Genomic DNA, 16,835 nt, shown 5'->3' on the forward strand with positions numbered 1-16,835 from the left:
CAACCCTCCGGCATACCCCCAGGGGTATGCTGGAGGGGTAGGCGACGAGAGGACGGACAGCCATGGTCGGCAACGAGGAAACGATCGCACAGGTACTCAACCGGTTGCGCCGCGCCCAGGGGCAACTGGGCGGTGTGATCGCCATGATCGAGCAGGGACGCGACTGCAAGGACGTCGTCACCCAGCTCGCGGCCGTGTCGCGGGCCCTGGACCGGGCCGGATTCAAGATCGTCGCGACCGGCCTGCGTGAATGCCTCACCGGCGAGAGCGCCGACGGCGCCGAACCGATGAGCGAAGCCGAACTCGAGAAACTGTTTCTCGCCCTCGCCTGAAAAGCGATGGCGCCCAACCTATCCGGAAGTGAACGCATGCCGAACCTACCTCGCCACCAAGGCTGGTCCATCGCCCGCGTCGTCCCGCTGCTGGCCGGCACCATCGTGCTGATCAGTGTGGTCGCGGCTGCGGCATGGTCGGGCTGGTGGCTCGTTCTCACCGGGTTCGTCGGCGCGAATCTGCTGCTGTACGGCGTTGCGGGCTGGTGCCCGGCGACCCTGCTGCTACGGCGGCTGGGCCTGCCGGCCACGGCCGGTTGCGCCGTTTCGCGGACCTGACCCGGTTCACCACCCCCCATCGAAAGGAAAGCGGGCGATCATGAATCTGGCGATTTCCACCACGCTGCACACCGACCGGTTCGACGAGGCCGTGGAACGGACGCGGGCCGCACTGGCCGAGCAGGGTTTCGGAGTGCTGACCGAGATCGATATGGCCGCGACCCTCAAGGCCAAACTCGGCGAAGACATGGAGGACTACCGCATCCTCGGAGCGTGCAACCCGCCGCTGGCGCATCGCGCGGTCGGCGTCGACCGCCGCATCGGATTGCTGTTGCCCTGCAATGTGATCGTGCGGCGCGACCCCGACGATGCGGGCGTCGTCATCGTCGAGGCGATGGATCCCGAGGTCATGGTGCAGGTCACCGGCGATTCGGACCTGGAACCGATCGCGACCGAGGCCGCCGCGAAACTCCGCGGCGCCATCGACGCTCTCGCCCGGGCTTGACGGCCTCTGCCCGGCGCCCGCGGACCGGCCGGATCCGAAGCGTCAGATCGACCGGTCCAGCGCGGACCAATCGAAGGTCCCGTCCGTGATGCTGCGCGACAGCGTCGTCAGGGCCATCCCGTGCTCGCGGGCGTGTGCCTGGAGCAGAGCGGCGGCCCGGTCGGTATCGGTATCCAGCCGTCCGGCCGCCATGCCGACGGCGTGCTCGTACCGGACGCGTTCGTCGAAGGCGGCGAGGACGCGCCCGGCCAGCATGTCCGACCGGGCCTCGTCGCTGTCCTGGCACAGCGACAGCGTCGTCAGATCGGCCACCGTCTGCACCACGGCACGGTGGTCCTCGCCGAATTCGGTCGGCTCGCGGTAGAACAGCGCCAGACTGCCGACCGGCCGGGTTCCCAAAATCATGGGCGCCGCGCAGATCGCCCGGTATCCGACGGCCGGCGCATCCTGCGACAGGGCCGGCCACCTGTCGTCGTCGCCGACGTTCTCGACGCCGACCATCCGCAGGGACGACATACTGCGGCTCCACGGGCCGTCGTCGGCGTGATTCTCCAGCAGCCGGACCAGATCTCGGTGCTCGTCGGGCGCCGTGAGCACCCGTACGACACCGCGAGGGTCGAGGACGACCACAGCCGTGGCGGCCGCGTTCAACACGTCGGAGCACAGGCGGGTGACCATCGGAAGCGTGTCCGCGAACCGGGCGTCGCGAACGAGGTCGGCGGTGATCCGTGCCAGCGGGCGGGCCAACCGTTGCCGCACGGCGCTCTGCTCGGTCACAGGGGTAAGCTTACGATCCTGTTGCGGGGGTCGGGAGTCACCGGTCATTCGCTCGCTCCGTCGAGATCGACGCGTCGTTCCAGGACACTTCGCGCCACGTCGAGCAGCGGACTGTTCGTAGCGAAGGCGAACGCACGCAGGCGCAGAAATGCCTCGTCCAGAGGAATGCCCATTCGAGCGGCGACCACTCCTGTCGCCATATTCACGTCACGATGTGTGGTCGCGATCGGCACGGCTCCCGGCGCGCGCGCGACGAGACCCTCCAGCAGGGTGTAACTGATCAGATCGGCGAGCAGCGTCGCATCGATCTCGGCGCGAGCCGGCACGTCGCCGGGCTCGCACCGATACAGATCCAAGGCGCCGATCCGGATACCGCCGACCCGCAGAGGTAACGCGACGACCGCGCACAACCCGAGCCGCGCCACCTCGTTCGCATACATCGGCCACCGCTCGAAATCTCTCGTCCCGGCACGCGCCCGGACGGTGTCACCGGTGGTGAACGCCGTGAAACCGGGACCTTCCCCGAGCACCATCTCGACGTCCTCGATCTGTTCGGCGACCGAATCGCTGTAGCCGATGACCTCGACGACCGCACCGGCGGAATGCAATGCGACCGCGACGGAATCGACCCCCGTCAGCACGTCGCGACATGCCACACAGACTTGATATCCCCAATCGTCGGCGCGGCGCGGGCGGCCGATCGCGGCCACCGCCGCCTCCAGTCGGCCCCCAGATCGCTCGTCCACCGGTACTTCCTGGCTCCCCACCATACTGCTCGCGCTGACGAATCGACGTTTCCGGGCTCGGGGTGCGCCGACCGTGCCTGTGCACCCGAGACTAGTCACCCGGCGCCGCGGTGCCGACCGTTCTCCGGCACCGGTTCCCTTTCGGTGACCCAAGGCTCCTTGTCGACGACGGCCGCCCGGGACCAAGGACTCTCCTCCGGCGGTGACGTCCGTTATCTTCGAGCTCATGAATCTCGAGACGCGGGCCGACCTGCGCCGTCGGCTCGGTCTCGGCGACGCGGTGGTGATCGGGCTCGGTTCGATGATCGGGGCGGGTATCTTCGCCGCGCGCGGCCCGGCCGCCGCCGCGGCCGGATCGGGATTGCTGATCGGCCTGGCGATCGCGGCCGTCGTCGCTTACTGCAACGCCACCTCCTCGGCGCGGCCGGCCGCGCGCTATCCCGCCTCCGGCGGAACCTACGTCTACGGCCGGGAACGCCTGGGGGAGTTCTGGGGTTACCTCGCCGGCTGGGGCTTCGTCGTCGGTAAGACCGCCTCGTGCGCGGCTATGGCGCTCACGGTCGGTGCCTACGCCTGGCCCGATCATGCGCACGCGGTGGCCGTCGCGTCGGTGGTCGCGCTGACGGCGGTGAACTATCGGGGCGTGCAGAAGTCGGCGCTGCTGACCCGGATCGTCGTCGCGCTGGGCGATCGGTGCGGTGATCTACCTCGCGCGCCGGTCTCGCGCGCGGTAGCGCCGGTCAGCCCGCGCCGTCGGTGACGCGCAGGATCTCGTGCAGCGGCAGCCGCGGCGTCGGCTCCGGGTGCGGTTGGTTCTCCGGAGCCCGCCCGACGCGAATCAGTACCTGCGGGAACGCATTCCGGCCGATCAGCCGCGTGACGACGCTGCGACTGCGCGGAACCTCCGTGAGATGGGTGAGCGGACAGGTGGCGTAGCCGGCGAGGGTGCATTCGAGCAGGACGGTGGACAGCACCCGCCCGCAGGCCAGCCATTCGGCGGGGCTGTCGCCGTAGGTCGACAGCACGAGGATCTTCGACCGGTCGGCGCGCACCTCGGTGCGGCGTGGTTCGCCGGTGACCGTGGGCAACCTCCGCCCGACGTCGACGCGCCCGCGTTCCTCCTCGTTCACCAGCGCGTCGCGGGGGACGCCGGTATCCGCCACCACATGCCCTGTCCACCAATGCAATTCGGCGTGATAGTCGGCGTCGTAGCGGCGCACCGAAGCGGTCAGCTCCGAGGCCCGGGCCAGTTCGGCGCGACTGTCGTCGGGCAGGACGTCGACGATGGCGTCCTCGGGGTCGAACACCGTGCGCAGGACGGTCTCGAACGGCTCCCAGCCCTCCGGTTCGTCGAACGGGAGCCGGTCGGTGTACCGGCGCGCCATGGCGTCGACGCGTTCGCGGTCACCGTCGGTGATGTACGGCGAGGGCTCGAAGCGCACATCGGCGAGGTGGGTGCGGTCGTTGGGGTTCGGGAAGGTCGCCACGATCGTGCGCCACCCCTGGGCGGCCATCGCCGCGCGCAGGTGGTCGAGCACGATGCCGCAGCTGATCACGAGCTGTCGGCCGGTGCTGTCGGTGGTCGGCAACATGCGCTCGTGCACGCTGAACAGCCGCAGTTGCGCACCGTCGAACGTCCACCGCCACGGCTGGCTGTTGTGCAGCGACGGCGCACGGCCGGCCATCCGGACCGCTGTCTCGACGACGTCGCGTGTGGGCACTGTGTTCATATGTCGACGGTAGGTTCGCGCCGCGCGTGGCGGAGGGGCCGTTGGTCCCGAGGTACCGCGACCATGGTCCGCGCCGGCGACCTCACGGCTGCCGGCCCTCGCCATCGTGCACGCACCGTTCGAGCAGCAGCCGGCGCTCGGCGGCGGCCACCGTGCGGCGGGCGTTGCGGACCGCGTCCGGGGTGACCGAAATCGAGGTGATCCCCGCCGCGACGAGATGTTCGGCGAACTCGGGCCGGGTGGACGGGGCCTGCCCGCACAGCGACGACGTGATGCCCAGTTCGCGTGCGGAGGTGACGATGCGCCGGATGGCGTGCAGGACGGCCGGATCCGATTCGTCGAACAGTTCGGCGCATTCCTCGGAATCGCGGTCCACACCGAGGATCAGCTGGGTGAGATCGTTGCTCCCGATCGATACCCCGTCGATCCCGAGCCGCACGTATTCGGGCAGCCAGTGCACGACCGACGGCACCTCGGCCATGATCCACCGGTGCATGCTCCGGTCGTGGCCCAGCGGCGAGGCGTCCACCAGCTCCAGGCACGCGGCCAGCTCCCAGCGGGTGCGAACGAACGGGATCATCAGATGCAGATTCGGGGTGTATTCGCGCACGCGTGCCAGCGCCGCCAGTTCGAGCCGGAACACGTCCGGTTCGTGGACGTAGCGATAGCAGCCGCGGTAGCCGATCATCGGGTTGCGTTCGTTCGGCTCGAAACCTTCGCCGCCGGTGAGCGTGCGAAATTCGTTGCTGCGCAGGTCCGTCGCGCGGTAGACGACCGGCCGCGGAGCGAAGGCCACGGCGATGCGCCGCAGGGATTCGGCCAGGGTGGAGACGAACTCGTTCTCGTCGCCGGCGGCGATCACCGCGCGGGGATGGCGGCCGCCCAGCGCGCGCGTCAAGAGGGTTTCAGCGCGCAGCAGGCCGACGCCGTCGACATCGGAATCGGCGACGCGCTCGGCGATTTCGGGCAGAGCGAGATTGACATAGATCTTCGTTCCGGTGGTTTCGGTCACCGAAACCGCGGCGGGCGCGGTGGTGGCCGCGGCGGGCGCGGCGACGGCCGCTGTCGCGGCGGTCTGCTCGTCCGGGCTGTCCGCCCGAATCCGGCCGGCCTTGGCGTCCACGACGATGCGCTGACCGTCGTGCAGGGATGTGGTGGCGGTCCGCGCGCCGACGATGCATGGGATGCCCAGTTCGCGGGCCACGATCGCGGCGTGACAGGTCATGCCGCCGCTGTCGGTGACCAAGGCCGCCGCCCGCGAAATGGTCGGCAGCCAGTCCGGATTCGTCATCGGCGCGACCAGGACCTCGCCGTTGCGCAATGCCGATCCCTCGGCGGGTGAGTGCAGGATGCGCACGGCGCCGCGAGCTCGTCCGGGAGCCGCCGGCAGGCCCTGCAGCAGCACGGCGGCGGGCGTCGGTTCCGTTGTCGCCGAGGGTAATTCGTCGGGCAGGGTGGTGATCGGCCGCGACTGCACCAGCCACAGCCGCTGGTCGTCGAAGGCCCACTCGACATCCTGCGGACTGCCGTAGTGCTGCTGGACCTCGAGCGCCAGGCGCGCGACCGCGGTGGCCTCGTCGGTGGTCAGTACCGGCCGATGCGCTTCGTCGTCCGGGATGTCGACGCGGCGGTCACCGTCCTCGCCGGCGAAGATCGCGAAACTTTGCGCACCCCTGCGGGATTCCGTCAGCGTCGGGCCGTCCGCCGCGAACACGTAGGTGTCGGGCTCGACCGCACCGGATACCACCACCTCGCCCTGTCCGCGCGCGGCGTCGATGACGACGCGGTCGCGCCTGCCGGTGGTCGGGTCGGCGGTGAACGCCACGCCGGCGCACCGGACGGTCACCATCTGCTGCACGACCACCGCCATCTCCGGCCGCCGGTCCATGCCGCGGCGGGCGCGGTAGGTGAGAACGCGCGGAGTGAACAGGGAGGCCCAGCATTGCCGGACCGCCTCGAGCAGTTCGGCGTCGCCGCGAATATTGGTGCGCGAGAGGTTCATTCCGGCGAAGGAGGAATCGGCGCTGTCCTCGCCCACCGCCGAGGACCGGACCGCCACGCGCACCCGGTCGCCGAGCCGGTGGTAGGCGCCGACGATCGCCTCCTCGATAGCCCCGTCGATCCGGGTCTCGTGCACCAGGTCGCGCATGCGCGAACACAGTCGGTCGAGCTCGCCGCGGCCCGCGTCGTCGGTGGCGACGGCGCTGCGCAGCGCCTCGGCATGCAGCGAGTCGAGCTCGGACCCGTGCGGCCCGTCGGCGACGGCGGTCTCGTAGGTCGATCGCAGGATCACGAATCCCGGCGGCACCGGGAGTTTCGCGGCGACCATCTCACCGAGATTCGCCCCCTTCCCGCCCACTTGGCCATCATCGCTGAGCCGAATATCGTTCAGACTTGCCACGTAGTCGCCCATCACGGCTCCGATCTGCTGAAAGTGTCTCGATGCCCAGACTCGCGCGTCGCGGCGGCCGGGAACATGGTCGAAGGTCCTCGATCCGGCCGCCCACCGCCCCGGATCACAGACCGCTGGGGTAGGTGTCCGGTGTGCTCGCGGCGGTCCATCGGTGTGACGGTTCCAGCGGCCGCAGGGCGGTGGTCCGGTCGATGTGGATGATCGCGTCGTAGCGGTCGGCCGGCCGCGAGTGGAAGTAGTGGCTGTGCCGCTCGGTGGTCGGCTGATAGATCACGCCGATGGCGCGTTCGAGCCGCGGGTCGCGCAGCAGTTCGGTGGCTGCGCCGGCCGTATCGGTGCGGATCAGGAAGCTGTCGCGTCCGGTGTCGTGCAGCAGCTCCTCGACGCTGCTGCGCAGGGCCGGGCGGACGTCCTTGCACTCGGCGTCGCCGTCCCATTCACTCGCCGCGGTCACGGTGCCGTGGCTGGTGGTGAAACCGATGGTGCGGCAATCGTTTCCGTGGCGTTCGCGGACGAGCTGTCCCAGTGACAGCTGGCCCTCGGCGCCCATTTCCGTCGCGCGGGCGTCGCCGATATGGGAATTGTGCGCCCAGACCACCACTCGCGCGGGAGTGCCGTCGCGCCCGAGGTGGCCGGCCAGCGCGTCGAGGGTGTCGGCCATATGCTCGTCGCGCAGATTCCACGACGACACCCGATCGCCGAACATCGCCCGGTAGTAGGCCTCGGCGTTGCGGACCGTCCACGCGTTGCGCAACGCGTCGAACGAGGCCTCGCCGTCGCCGGCCTGTCGATGCGCCGCGGCGTTGCGTTGCAGGTCGACCAGCTGCCGCACCACCTCGGCCTGACACGAATGGCCCGCACCGAATGCGGCGCCGAATCCGTAGGCCTGCCCGTCGTGGTCGCTGGTGCGATCGAAACAGGCGTAGCGGTGCTCGGCGCGCTGCGCCGCGGCGGGATCGACCTGCCGCAGATAGTCGATCACGTGCCGCATCGAACGGTGCATGCTGTACAGGTCGAGCCCGTAGAACCCGGCCTGCGGCGCACCGATCCGGCGCTGATAGTCGTTGTGCAGCCGCAACCAGCCCACGAAATCGCGGACCACGGTATTGCGCCACATCCAGGTGGGGAAGCGTTCGAACCCGCGCAGCGCGAGCGTGGGGGAGGAGTCGTCGATGCCGCGGACGAAGCGATCGACGAGGTGGGCGTCGGGCCAGTCGGCCTCGGCGGCGACCGCGGTGAACCCCTTCTCCGAGATGAGCCAGCGCGTGATGGCCGCGCGGGCGGCATAGAACTCGTGGGTGCCGTGCGAGCTCTCGCCGATCAGGACGAACCGGGCATCGCCGATGAGCTCGTCCAGCACGTGGTGCGGCGGCACGCCTTCGGGAGCCTCGATCGCGGCGGCATCGATCACGGCGGCGGGATCGGTGAGGGTGGCCGAATCGGTGCCGGTGGCCGCCGCGTCGACGGTCGGCGTCGTCAGCAGTTGCCGCACCTCGTCGTCACCGACCTGGGCGAAATCCCAGAACGACTCGCCGACCGCGAGGAACGGCGACGGCATGGTGGCACAGACCATCTCGTCCACCAGCGCGTCGAACTCCCGGCAGGTCGATTCGGGGGCGGCCGGCACCGCGACCACGATGCGGTCGGGCTCCCCCGCGCGAATCGCTTCCACCGCCGCGAACATGGTGGCTCCGGTCGCCAGACCGTCGTCGACGAGGATCACCGTGCGGCCGGCGATCGGCGCCGGTGGCCGGTCATCGCGATAGGCGCGTTCCCGCCGGGCCAGCTCCGCCGCCTCTTCTCGTGCGACGGATCGGATCTGTTCGGCGGTCACGTGCAGTCCGCGGATCGCATCGTCGTTGACGACGATCCGGCCGTCGGGTGCGAGGGCGCCGATGGCGAATTCCGGATGTCCCGGTGCCCCGAGTTTGCGGACGACGAGCGTGTCCAGTGGCGCGTGCAGGGCGGCGGCGACCTCCCAGGCCACCGGTACCCCACCGCGCGCGAGGCCGAGGACGACGACACCGGAGTGGTCGCGGTAGTGCTCGAGCAGTCCGGCCAGCACACGACCGGCCTCGCGGCGGTCGCGGAAGATCGGCTGCGAGGAATCACGCAGGACAGGTGCTGCCGTCATGGCTGTGGCCTCCGGGAGTGAGTAGTAGTGACCGGCGGATGGGAGGCGGGCGCGGGTCCCGGTCTCGTGGCGGCGCTGCCGGCGGGCAGGCCGAGCGCGGAGCGGTCGCAGGCGGTCGCCAGATCGGTGGCGGTGACGACGCCGGTCAGCCGGCCGGCCGGGTCGACCACCGTGATGGCATCGAGTTTGGGGCGCAGCACGACCCGGGTGGCGACATCGGCGAGCAGATCGTCCTGTCCGACGATCGCGGCTGTGCGTAACGGACGTGCGACCGAGCGCAGAAAGGTCGTGTCACGAGCCGGTACGGCGGTCGTCGTGAGATCCGACCAGGCGACGACACCGATCGGATGGCCGACGGCGTCGACGACCGGAAATATGCTGTGCCCGGTCTGCGGTGCGCTGGAGGCCAGCAGCTGGGTGATCGTCCAGTCGCCCGGCACCGCCATCGGATTCGCGGTCATGACCTCGCGAACGGTGGTGTTGCCCAGCCGGTGCCGCAGCCCCGCTGCCGCGAGTTCGCTGTTGGCGGCGGTCTGCAGGAACCAGCCCAGCAGCATCAGCCACAGCCCGCCGAACTGGCGGAACACGATGATGTCGACGGCGCCCAGCACGACGAGCACGGTGCCGAGCAACCGGCCGCCGCGCGCGGCCACGGTGGTGGCGCGCAGCCGGTCGCCGGTCCGCCACCAGACGACGGCCCGCACCACCCGGCCGCCGTCGAGCGGCGCGCCGGGCAGCAGATTGAACAGTCCCAGAACGATATTCGTGGCCGCCAACCAGGCGAGCGCCGCGGTGACGGCGCTGTCGGGCCGCCCGCTGTCCACGGCCACCGCGACGGCCGCGAACAGTCCGCCGAGCACCAGACTCGTCGCCGGACCGGCGATCGCGATCCGGAAATCGCTGCGCGCGTCGGGCGGTTCGTCGCCGAGTTCGGATGCCCCGCCCAGCAGCCACAGCACGATGCGCTCGACCCGTACCCCGTCGCGCCGGGCGACGATCGAATGGGCCAGTTCGTGCGCGGTCAGGGAGGCGAACAGGGTCACCGCGGCGAGCGCCGCAACCGACCAGGTGAAGGCCGGGCTGCCGCTGCCGCGCAGCTGCACGCCGAGCAGCCAGACGAACAGCGCCACGGTGACCAGCACCGACCAGTGCGCGCCGATGCGGATACCCGCCACCCGGCCCAAAGGGATTGTCTCGTGCAACATCCGGCCACCTCGCTCCCGGTGTCATCACACCGGCCCGCGGAACATTTCGGTCGTCGCGCGACCGCCCGGGCCACACGCCGAGGCGCGTCGATGCGTCGAACCGGCGATCGGCGCGCCTACCGCCAGTCTGTGCCGGTGCCGGGCCCCGGGGGGAGGGGCGAGATTCCCGGCCTCCCGGGACCAATGTCCCTCGAGGACGCCGAGCACATCCGGGCCGGCGCCGACGTTCCGGCGTGGGGACCGACGGCCGGTCGGTGAGGTCTTTCGCCCCTGCCACCGGCCGGTCGCGTCGATCAGGCTGGATCGCGGACGCGGACGTGAACCCGCGCCCGGAGGAGATGATCGAGATGGATATGCAATCGCCGATGATGCAAGCAATGCACGCCGTGATGATGTGGCTGGCCCAGATGGGGATCTGCCCGATGCCGATGCCGATGTGATCCGGTCGGGTCCGAGGAGAACGCAGATCCGTCGATGCAGTGAGGAATTACGGCGATGATGATGTGGTACGGCACCGGCCTGGGCGGTTGGGGTTACGGGTTGATGTTCGCGGGCATGGTGATCTTCTGGGTGCTGGTGGTCGTGGCGATCGTGGCCCTGCTCCGCTACGCCGGCCGGTCCGATACCGCCGCCCTCGACCGGGACGGCCGGGGTCCGTCCCCGCAACAGATCCTCGCCGAGCGCTTCGCCCGTGGTGAGATAGACGACGAGGAATACACCCGTCGAATGCGGACGCTCGGTCCCTAGCCGGCCCCCGCGCCGGACGCCGGCCCGGCGGCCGTGGATTGCAGGAGGCCGCCGTGGCGCGTGAGTTGCCGTTCCGATCGCTGTACCGGCACGGATTCGTGCGCGTGGGCGTCGCCGTGCCCTCGATGCGGGTCGCCGATCCCGAATACAACGCCGAGCAGACACTGCTGCTGGCGCGGCGGGCCGCCGCCGACTCCGTGGTGCTCACGCTGTTTCCGGAACTCGGCCTCTCCGGCTACTCCGCCGAGGACCTGTTCCACCAAGAGGCGCTCGACGACGCGGTGCGAGCGGCCGTGGACCGCGTGGTCGCCGAGAGCGCGGACATCGACAGCGTGCTGATCGTCGGGGCTCCGCTGCGGGTGCGGGAGCGACTGTTCAACTGCGCGTTGATCATCGACCGCGGCCGCGTCCTGGGGGTCGTGCCGAAGAGCTACCTGCCGAATTTCCAGGAGTTCTACGAGAAGCGGCAGTTCTCCGCGGCCCGCGACGCCGTCGACGACCACACCACCGTGGCCGGGCAGCGGGTGCCCTTCGGCGCCGACCTGCTGTTCGAGGCGGTGAATCTGCCCGGATTGGTGCTGGCGGTCGAGATCTGCCAAGACGCGTGGGTTCCGTTGCCGCCCAACATCTTCGCGGCACTGGCCGGCGCCACGGTGCTGACCAATCTGTCGGCGAGCAATATCGTCGTCGGCAAGGCGGACTACCGCAGGGAACTGTGTGTGTCGACCTCGGCGCGCAATATCGCGGCCTATCTGTACACCGCGGCCGGGCAGGGCGAGTCCACCACGGATATGGCGTGGGACGGTCAGGCGCTGATCTGCGAGAACGGCAACCTGCTGGCCGAAAGTGAGCGCTTCGCCGCCGAACCGCAACTGGTCACCGCGGATATCGATCTGCAGCGGCTGGCCGCGGATCGGCTGCGGCTCAACAGTTTCACCGACAACGGTCACGATTTCCTCGAGCGGGTCACCCGGTTCCGGCGGCTCGAATTCGAGGCGCCGATCCCGGACGGCGCACCACCGCTGCGTCGGGAGGTCCCGCGCTTTCCCTACGTCCCGGCCGATCCCGGCAGCCGCAACGCGCGGTGTGCCGAGGTCCATCACATCCAGGTCGCCGGGCTCGCCACACGGCTGGCCGCCACCGGATCCCAGCACCTCGTGATCGGGGTGTCCGGTGGCCTCGATTCCACTCTCGCGCTCATCGTCGCGGCGCAGACCATGGACCGGCTGGGCCTGCCGCGGTCGAATGTGCTCGCCTACACCATGCCCGGCTTCGCCACGAGCACGCGGACGCTGGAGAACGCGCGCCGGCTGATGCGCGCCGTCGGGGCGAGCGCCGGCGAGATCGATATCCGGCCGTCGGCGACGCAGATGCTGCGCGATCTGGGTCATCCGGCGGCCGACGGCGCGCCCGTCTACGACATCACCTACGAGAACGTGCAGGCAGGAGAGCGCACCTCGCATCTGTTCCGCCTGGCGAACATGCATCACGGCATGGTCGTCGGGACCGGGGACCTGAGCGAATTGGCCTTGGGCTGGTGCACTTTCGGCGTCGGCGACCATATGTCGCACTACAGCGTGAACGCCTCGGTGCCCAAAACGCTGATCAAATATCTGATCGCCTGGACCGCCGACCGCGGTGAGCTCGGCCCGGAGGCGAGTGCGGTGCTGCACTCGGTCCTGGAGACCGAGATCTCACCGGAGCTGGTTCCCGGCGCGGCGCTGCAGAGTTCCGAGGCCACCGTGGGCCCGTACGAGTTGCAGGACTTCCACCTCTATCACCTGCTGCGGTTCGGATTCCGGCCCAGCCGCATCGCCTACCTCGCCGAACACGCCTGGGGTGACCGCACCCGCGGCGGCTGGCCGGACCTGATCCCCGAGGATCAGCGTCACGAATACGACCTCGCCACGATCAAGCACTGGCTGGCCGAATTTCTGCGCCGCTTCGTGCAGACCAGCCAGTTCAAACGATCGACCCTGCCGAATGCGCCCAAGGTCGGGTCCGGCGGATCGCTGTCGCCGCGCGGGGACTGGCGCGCGCCGAGCGACGCTCCCGCCGCGGCGTGGCTGGACGAACTCGCGCGCAACGTTCCCGACTGAGCGTTGTCCCCGGTGGCGTCGCCGCGACGGATGTCATCGCCGCTAGGGTCTTTCCGCCCTCCCCGTGACCGGGCGCCGCGCCGTTGACTGGAAGTCGAGCAGACGGACGGCACGGGAGACGGAGGCGCGATGAGCCGGAACGACGCGAGCCCGTACGACGCGGAAACCGCGACGCCGTCGCGATGGGCGCCGATCGAGAAGTCGGCGGCCGAGATCGCGGCCGCGACCCTTCCCGACTACGGCCGGGCGCGGCGTGACTTCTCCTGGTCCGCGGCCCGCTCCGAAGTCGCCGGGCTACCCGGCGGCGGAGTCAACATCGCCGTCGAGGCCGTCGACCGGCACCTCGAGGCGCCGATCGGGCCGGCCCCGTCGTTGCGCTGGTTGCCGGTCACCGGTGGCGTGACCGAGCTCGACTGCGCGGACCTGGTCCGGCTGAGCAACAAGTTCGCCCACGTGCTGCGCGACCTCGGGGTGTATCGGGGTGAGCGGGTGTGCCTGCTGCTGGGACGCACTCCGGAGTTGTATCTCGCGTGCCTGGGCGCGTGGAAGGCCGGATGTGTCGTCTCCCCGCTGTTCTCGGCCTTCGGCCCCGAACCGGTGCGTCAGCGGCTGGACCTGGCCGAGGCGAGCACCTTGGTGACCACCGCGGCCCACTATCGCCGCAAGGTCGCGCCGATCCGCGACACACTGCCCGCACTCCGGCACGTCATCGTCGTCGACGGCGAGACCGACCTGCCCGGCGTGGTATCGCTGCCCGCGGCCATGGCCGCCGCCGACAGTGAATTCCCCATCGTGCGAACCCAATTCGAAGACCCCGCGCTCCTGCATTTCACGAGCGGAACCACCGGCCGTCCCAAGGGCGCGGTGCACGTGCACGGCGCCGTCGTGGCGCACCGGGCCACCGCGCGCGCCGCGCTGGACCTGCGCGGCGGCGACGTGTTCTGGTGCACCGCCGACCCGGGCTGGGTGACCGGCATGTCCTACGGGGTGATCGCGCCGTTGTGCCTCGGCGCCACGGTGATCAGCGACGAGGCGGAATTCGATCCGCAACGCTGGTACGACATCCTCACCGCGGAGCGGGTGTCCGTCTGGTACACCGCGCCCACCGCCCTGCGGATGCTGATGCGCCGTGGCGACGAGCTGCCGCCGAGCACGGATCTGTCGTGCCTGCGCTTTGTGGCCAGCGTCGGCGAGCCGCTCAATCCCGAAGTCGTGGTGTGGGGGCAGCGGGTGCTCGGGCACCCGGTGCACGACAACTGGTGGCAGACCGAAACCGGCGCCATCATGATCGCCAATATTGCTGCGGCACAGGTTCGTCCCGGTTCGATGGGGCGGCCACTGCCCGGCGTGGAGGCCACGATCCTGCGCCGCGGCGCAAGCGGGCGCGCGGCGATCACCGACGGCGACGTGACCGCCGCCGATACCGGGGAAGTGGGTGAGCTGGCACTGCGGGCGGGCTGGCCGTCGATGTTCCGCGGCTACCTGAACGACCCCGCTCGCTACGCGGACGCGTTCGCCGGCGGCTGGTACCTCACCGGCGATCTGGCCCGGCGCGACGGCGACGGTTACTTCTGGTTCGTCGGGCGCGCCGACGACGTCATCAAATCCGCCGGACATCTGGTCGGGCCGTTCGAGGTGGAAAGCGTTCTCATGTCACATCCCGCGGTCGCCGAGGCCGGTGTCATCGGAACCCCCGATCCGGTGGCCGGGGAGCTGGTCAAGGCATTCGTGGTGGTGCGCAAGGGTTTCCAGCCGAGTGACGACCTGCGCGACGAACTCACCGCGTTCGGCCGCCGCGCCCTGGGCGCGGTGGCTCCCAAACGTATCGACTTCGTCGACGCGCTGCCGCACACCCGCTCCGGGAAGGTGATGCGCCGGCTGTTGAAGGCCCACGAACTCGGATTGCCCGAGGGCGACGTATCGACCCTGGAGACGGTGCGATGAGCACGATCGAGACCGACGGCCACGCCCCGGCGCCGGCCGTGGCGACGCCCGGCGACGCCGCCGGAACGGATCGAAAGGCGCTGCTGCGGCAGATGATCCGGATCCGGCGCTTCGAGGAACGCTGTGTGCAGCTCTACAGCGCCGAGCGGATCCGCGGATTCCTGCACCTCTACGTCGGCGAGGAGGCGGTGGCCGCCGGACTGCTGAGCGAGATCGGCGCCGACGACGCGGTGGTCTCGACCTACCGCGAGCACGGTCACGCGCTGGCCCGCGGCATCCCCATGACCGACCTGATGGCCGAGATGTTCGGCCGCACCACCGGCTGTAGCCACGGCCGGGGCGGCTCGATGCATCTGTTCGACGCGCGGCGGCGCTTCTACGGCGGGAACGCGATCGTCGGCGGCGGACTGCCCATCGCGGTGGGCCTGGCACTGGCCGACGCCATGACCGGACGCGATCGGGTCACGGTATGCCTGTTCGGTGACGGCGCGATGGCCGAGGGCGAATTCCACGAATGCATGAACCTGGCCGCGCTGTGGCGGCTGCCCGTGCTCTTCGCCTGCGAGAACAACCGCTACGCCATGGGCACCGCGCTGGCCCGCGAACACGCCGCGACCGACCTCGCGCTGCGCGCGACGGGCTACGGCATGGCGGCCTGGCCGGTCGACGGCATGGACGCCACCGCTGTCGCCGCCGCGACCCGGCGCGCCGTCACCTCGATCCGGGCCGGAGGCGGTCCCTGCTTCCTGGAACTGCGCACCTATCGGTTCCGGGCGCATTCGCTCTACGACGCCGATCGATATCGCGACAAGGCCGAAATCGCGCGGTGGCGTGAACGCGATCCCCTCCGGCTGCTGACCGAACGGCTGCGCGACGCCGGAGAACTGACCGACGAGGACGTGCGGCGCTACGAGGCACAGGCCGACGAGGAACTCGACGCCGCCATCGCCGCCGCCGAGGCCGCACCGGCCGAGCCGGTGTCCGAACTGACCCGGCACGTCTACGCGGAGCGGCCATGACCACCTATCGGGAGGCGATGCGGGATGCGTTGCGCGAGGCGCTGCTTCGCGACGAACGGGTCTTCCTCATGGGCGAGGATGTCGGCGCCTACGGCGGCTGCTTCGGCGTGAGCCGCGGACTGCTCGACGAATTCGGGCCCGAACGGATTCGCGATACGCCGCTGAGCGAATCGGCGTTCGTCGGCGCAGGGATCGGTGCGGCCCTGGCCGGCATGCGGCCCATCGTCGAGATCATGACCGTCAACTTCAGCCTGCTCGCGCTGGACCAGATACTGAACAATGCCGCCACGCTGCGGCACATGTCCGGCGGACAGCTCGGCGTGCCGCTGGTCATCCGGATGGCGACCGGTCCGGGCCGCCAGCTCGCCGCCCAGCACTCGCACAGCCTGGAGGCGTTCTACGCCCACATTCCCGGTCTGCGGGTGGTGTGCCCCGCCACCGTCGCCGACGCACGAGGCATGTTGTGGACCGCGCTGCAGGATCCGGACCCGGTGGTGATCTTCGAGCCGATCTCGTTGTACAACAGCGGATCCGAGCTGCCCGAGGACGCCGGTGCCGTCGATATCGACGCGGCGGCGATCCGGCGCGGCGGCACCGACGTCACCCTGGTCGCCTACGGCGCGACGGTGCCGGTGGCCCTGGCCGCCGCCGACCTCGCGGCAACCGAGGGTATCGCGGTCGACGTCGTCGATCTGCGCTCGCTGCGTCCGCTGGACGAGGCGACGGTGCTGGATTCGGTACGCCGCACCCATCGCCTCGTGATCGTGGACGAAGCCTGGCGCAGTGTGAGCATCGCCGCCGAGATCGCCGCTCGCGCAGCAGAATACGCCTACTACGACCTCGATGCGCCGATCGGCCGGGTATGCGGCGCCGAGGTGCCGATCCCGTACGCACGTCAACTGGAGGACGCGGCACTGCCGGACCCGTCCGGGGTGCTGGCCGCGATCCGGAAGGCGGTGGGATGA

Annotated in this window: 14 protein-coding genes and 1 pseudogene; 9 read left to right on the forward strand and 6 right to left on the reverse strand. The window is 70.1% G+C overall.

Annotated features, from left to right (window positions below; genetic code table 11):
• The first annotated feature begins 62 nt into the window (after window positions 1–62).
• The 3 genes from A5780_RS29200 to A5780_RS29210 are packed head-to-tail and all read left to right on the forward strand — an operon-like array spanning window position 63 to window position 1,056.
• A complete protein-coding gene (locus tag A5780_RS29200) occupies window positions 63–332 on the forward strand; it encodes a metal-sensitive transcriptional regulator (protein ID WP_030516394.1) in 270 nt (89 codons plus the stop codon).
• A 36-nt stretch (window positions 333–368) separates the two neighbouring features.
• Window positions 369–611: a DUF2892 domain-containing protein gene (locus A5780_RS29205; RefSeq protein ID WP_030516395.1), complete on the forward strand. Its 243-nt coding sequence runs from the start codon at window positions 369–371 to the stop codon at window positions 609–611.
• 40 nt (window positions 612–651) lie between these two features.
• Entirely contained in the window at window positions 652–1,056 is a 405-nt protein-coding gene (locus A5780_RS29210; protein ID WP_064910420.1) for a DUF302 domain-containing protein, read from the forward strand.
• Between the two features lie 42 nt (window positions 1,057–1,098).
• Here A5780_RS29210 and A5780_RS29215 read toward each other — a convergent pair whose 3' ends face one another.
• Both A5780_RS29215 and A5780_RS29220 read right to left on the reverse strand, forming a co-directional pair.
• Complete coding sequence (locus A5780_RS29215; protein WP_064905342.1) at window positions 1,099–1,833, reverse strand: GAF domain-containing protein; 735 nt, start codon at window positions 1,831–1,833, stop codon at window positions 1,099–1,101.
• Window positions 1,834–1,877: 44 nt separating this feature from the next.
• Window positions 1,878–2,579, reverse strand: coding sequence for a GAF and ANTAR domain-containing protein (locus tag A5780_RS29220; RefSeq protein ID WP_181063915.1), 702 nt, complete (start codon window positions 2,577–2,579; stop codon window positions 1,878–1,880).
• A 226-nt stretch (window positions 2,580–2,805) separates the two neighbouring features.
• On the opposite strand from A5780_RS29220, the pseudogene A5780_RS29225 reads away from it, so the two are divergent.
• A pseudogene (locus A5780_RS29225) lies at window positions 2,806–3,264 on the forward strand (APC family permease); the annotation flags it as partial.
• Window positions 3,265–3,319: 55 nt separating this feature from the next.
• Here A5780_RS29225 and A5780_RS29230 read toward each other — a convergent pair.
• The 4 genes from A5780_RS29230 to A5780_RS29245 all read right to left on the reverse strand — a co-directional run bounded on the left by A5780_RS29230 (window position 3,320) and on the right by A5780_RS29245 (window position 10,061).
• On the reverse strand, window positions 3,320–4,309 hold the full coding sequence (locus A5780_RS29230) for a hypothetical protein (protein WP_064910421.1): 990 nt from the start codon (window positions 4,307–4,309) through the stop codon (window positions 3,320–3,322).
• A gap of 82 nt (window positions 4,310–4,391) precedes the next feature.
• On the reverse strand, window positions 4,392–6,722 hold the full coding sequence (gene ppsA, locus A5780_RS29235) for a phosphoenolpyruvate synthase (RefSeq protein WP_064910422.1): 2,331 nt from the start codon (window positions 6,720–6,722) through the stop codon (window positions 4,392–4,394).
• A gap of 103 nt (window positions 6,723–6,825) precedes the next feature.
• Window positions 6,826–8,856, reverse strand: coding sequence for an erythromycin esterase family protein (locus A5780_RS29240; RefSeq protein WP_104405836.1), 2,031 nt, complete (start codon window positions 8,854–8,856; stop codon window positions 6,826–6,828).
• On the reverse strand, window positions 8,853–10,061 hold the full coding sequence (locus A5780_RS29245; protein ID WP_082940414.1) for a site-2 protease family protein: 1,209 nt from the start codon (window positions 10,059–10,061) through the stop codon (window positions 8,853–8,855). The genes A5780_RS29240 and A5780_RS29245 overlap by 4 nt, the downstream gene beginning before the upstream one ends.
• 495 nt (window positions 10,062–10,556) lie before the next feature.
• Here A5780_RS29245 and A5780_RS29250 point away from each other — a divergent pair, with 495 nt between their 5' ends.
• The 5 genes from A5780_RS29250 (at window position 10,557) to A5780_RS29270 (ending at window position 16,835) form a co-directional block, all read left to right on the forward strand.
• Window positions 10,557–10,808 (forward strand): SHOCT domain-containing protein, encoded by a 252-nt coding sequence (locus tag A5780_RS29250; protein WP_064905332.1) that lies wholly within the window; start codon window positions 10,557–10,559, stop codon window positions 10,806–10,808.
• Between the two features lie 53 nt (window positions 10,809–10,861).
• A complete protein-coding gene (locus A5780_RS29255; protein WP_064905436.1) occupies window positions 10,862–12,907 on the forward strand; it encodes an NAD(+) synthase in 2,046 nt (681 codons plus the stop codon).
• 129 nt (window positions 12,908–13,036) lie between these two features.
• Window positions 13,037–14,851: an acetate--CoA ligase gene (gene acsA, locus A5780_RS29260; RefSeq protein WP_064910424.1), complete on the forward strand. Its 1,815-nt coding sequence runs from the start codon at window positions 13,037–13,039 to the stop codon at window positions 14,849–14,851.
• Window positions 14,848–15,870, forward strand: a complete 1,023-nt coding sequence (gene pdhA / locus A5780_RS29265; protein WP_197516533.1) for a pyruvate dehydrogenase (acetyl-transferring) E1 component subunit alpha — start codon at window positions 14,848–14,850, stop codon at window positions 15,868–15,870. Before acsA ends, pdhA begins: the two co-directional genes overlap by 4 nt.
• A complete protein-coding gene (locus A5780_RS29270) occupies window positions 15,867–16,835 on the forward strand; it encodes an alpha-ketoacid dehydrogenase subunit beta (RefSeq protein WP_063018423.1) in 969 nt (322 codons plus the stop codon). Before pdhA ends, A5780_RS29270 begins: the two co-directional genes overlap by 4 nt.

It is taken from the genome of Nocardia sp. 852002-20019_SCH5090214, assembly GCF_001665865.1.
GTDB classification, from domain to species: domain Bacteria; phylum Actinomycetota; class Actinomycetes; order Mycobacteriales; family Mycobacteriaceae; genus Nocardia; species Nocardia nova.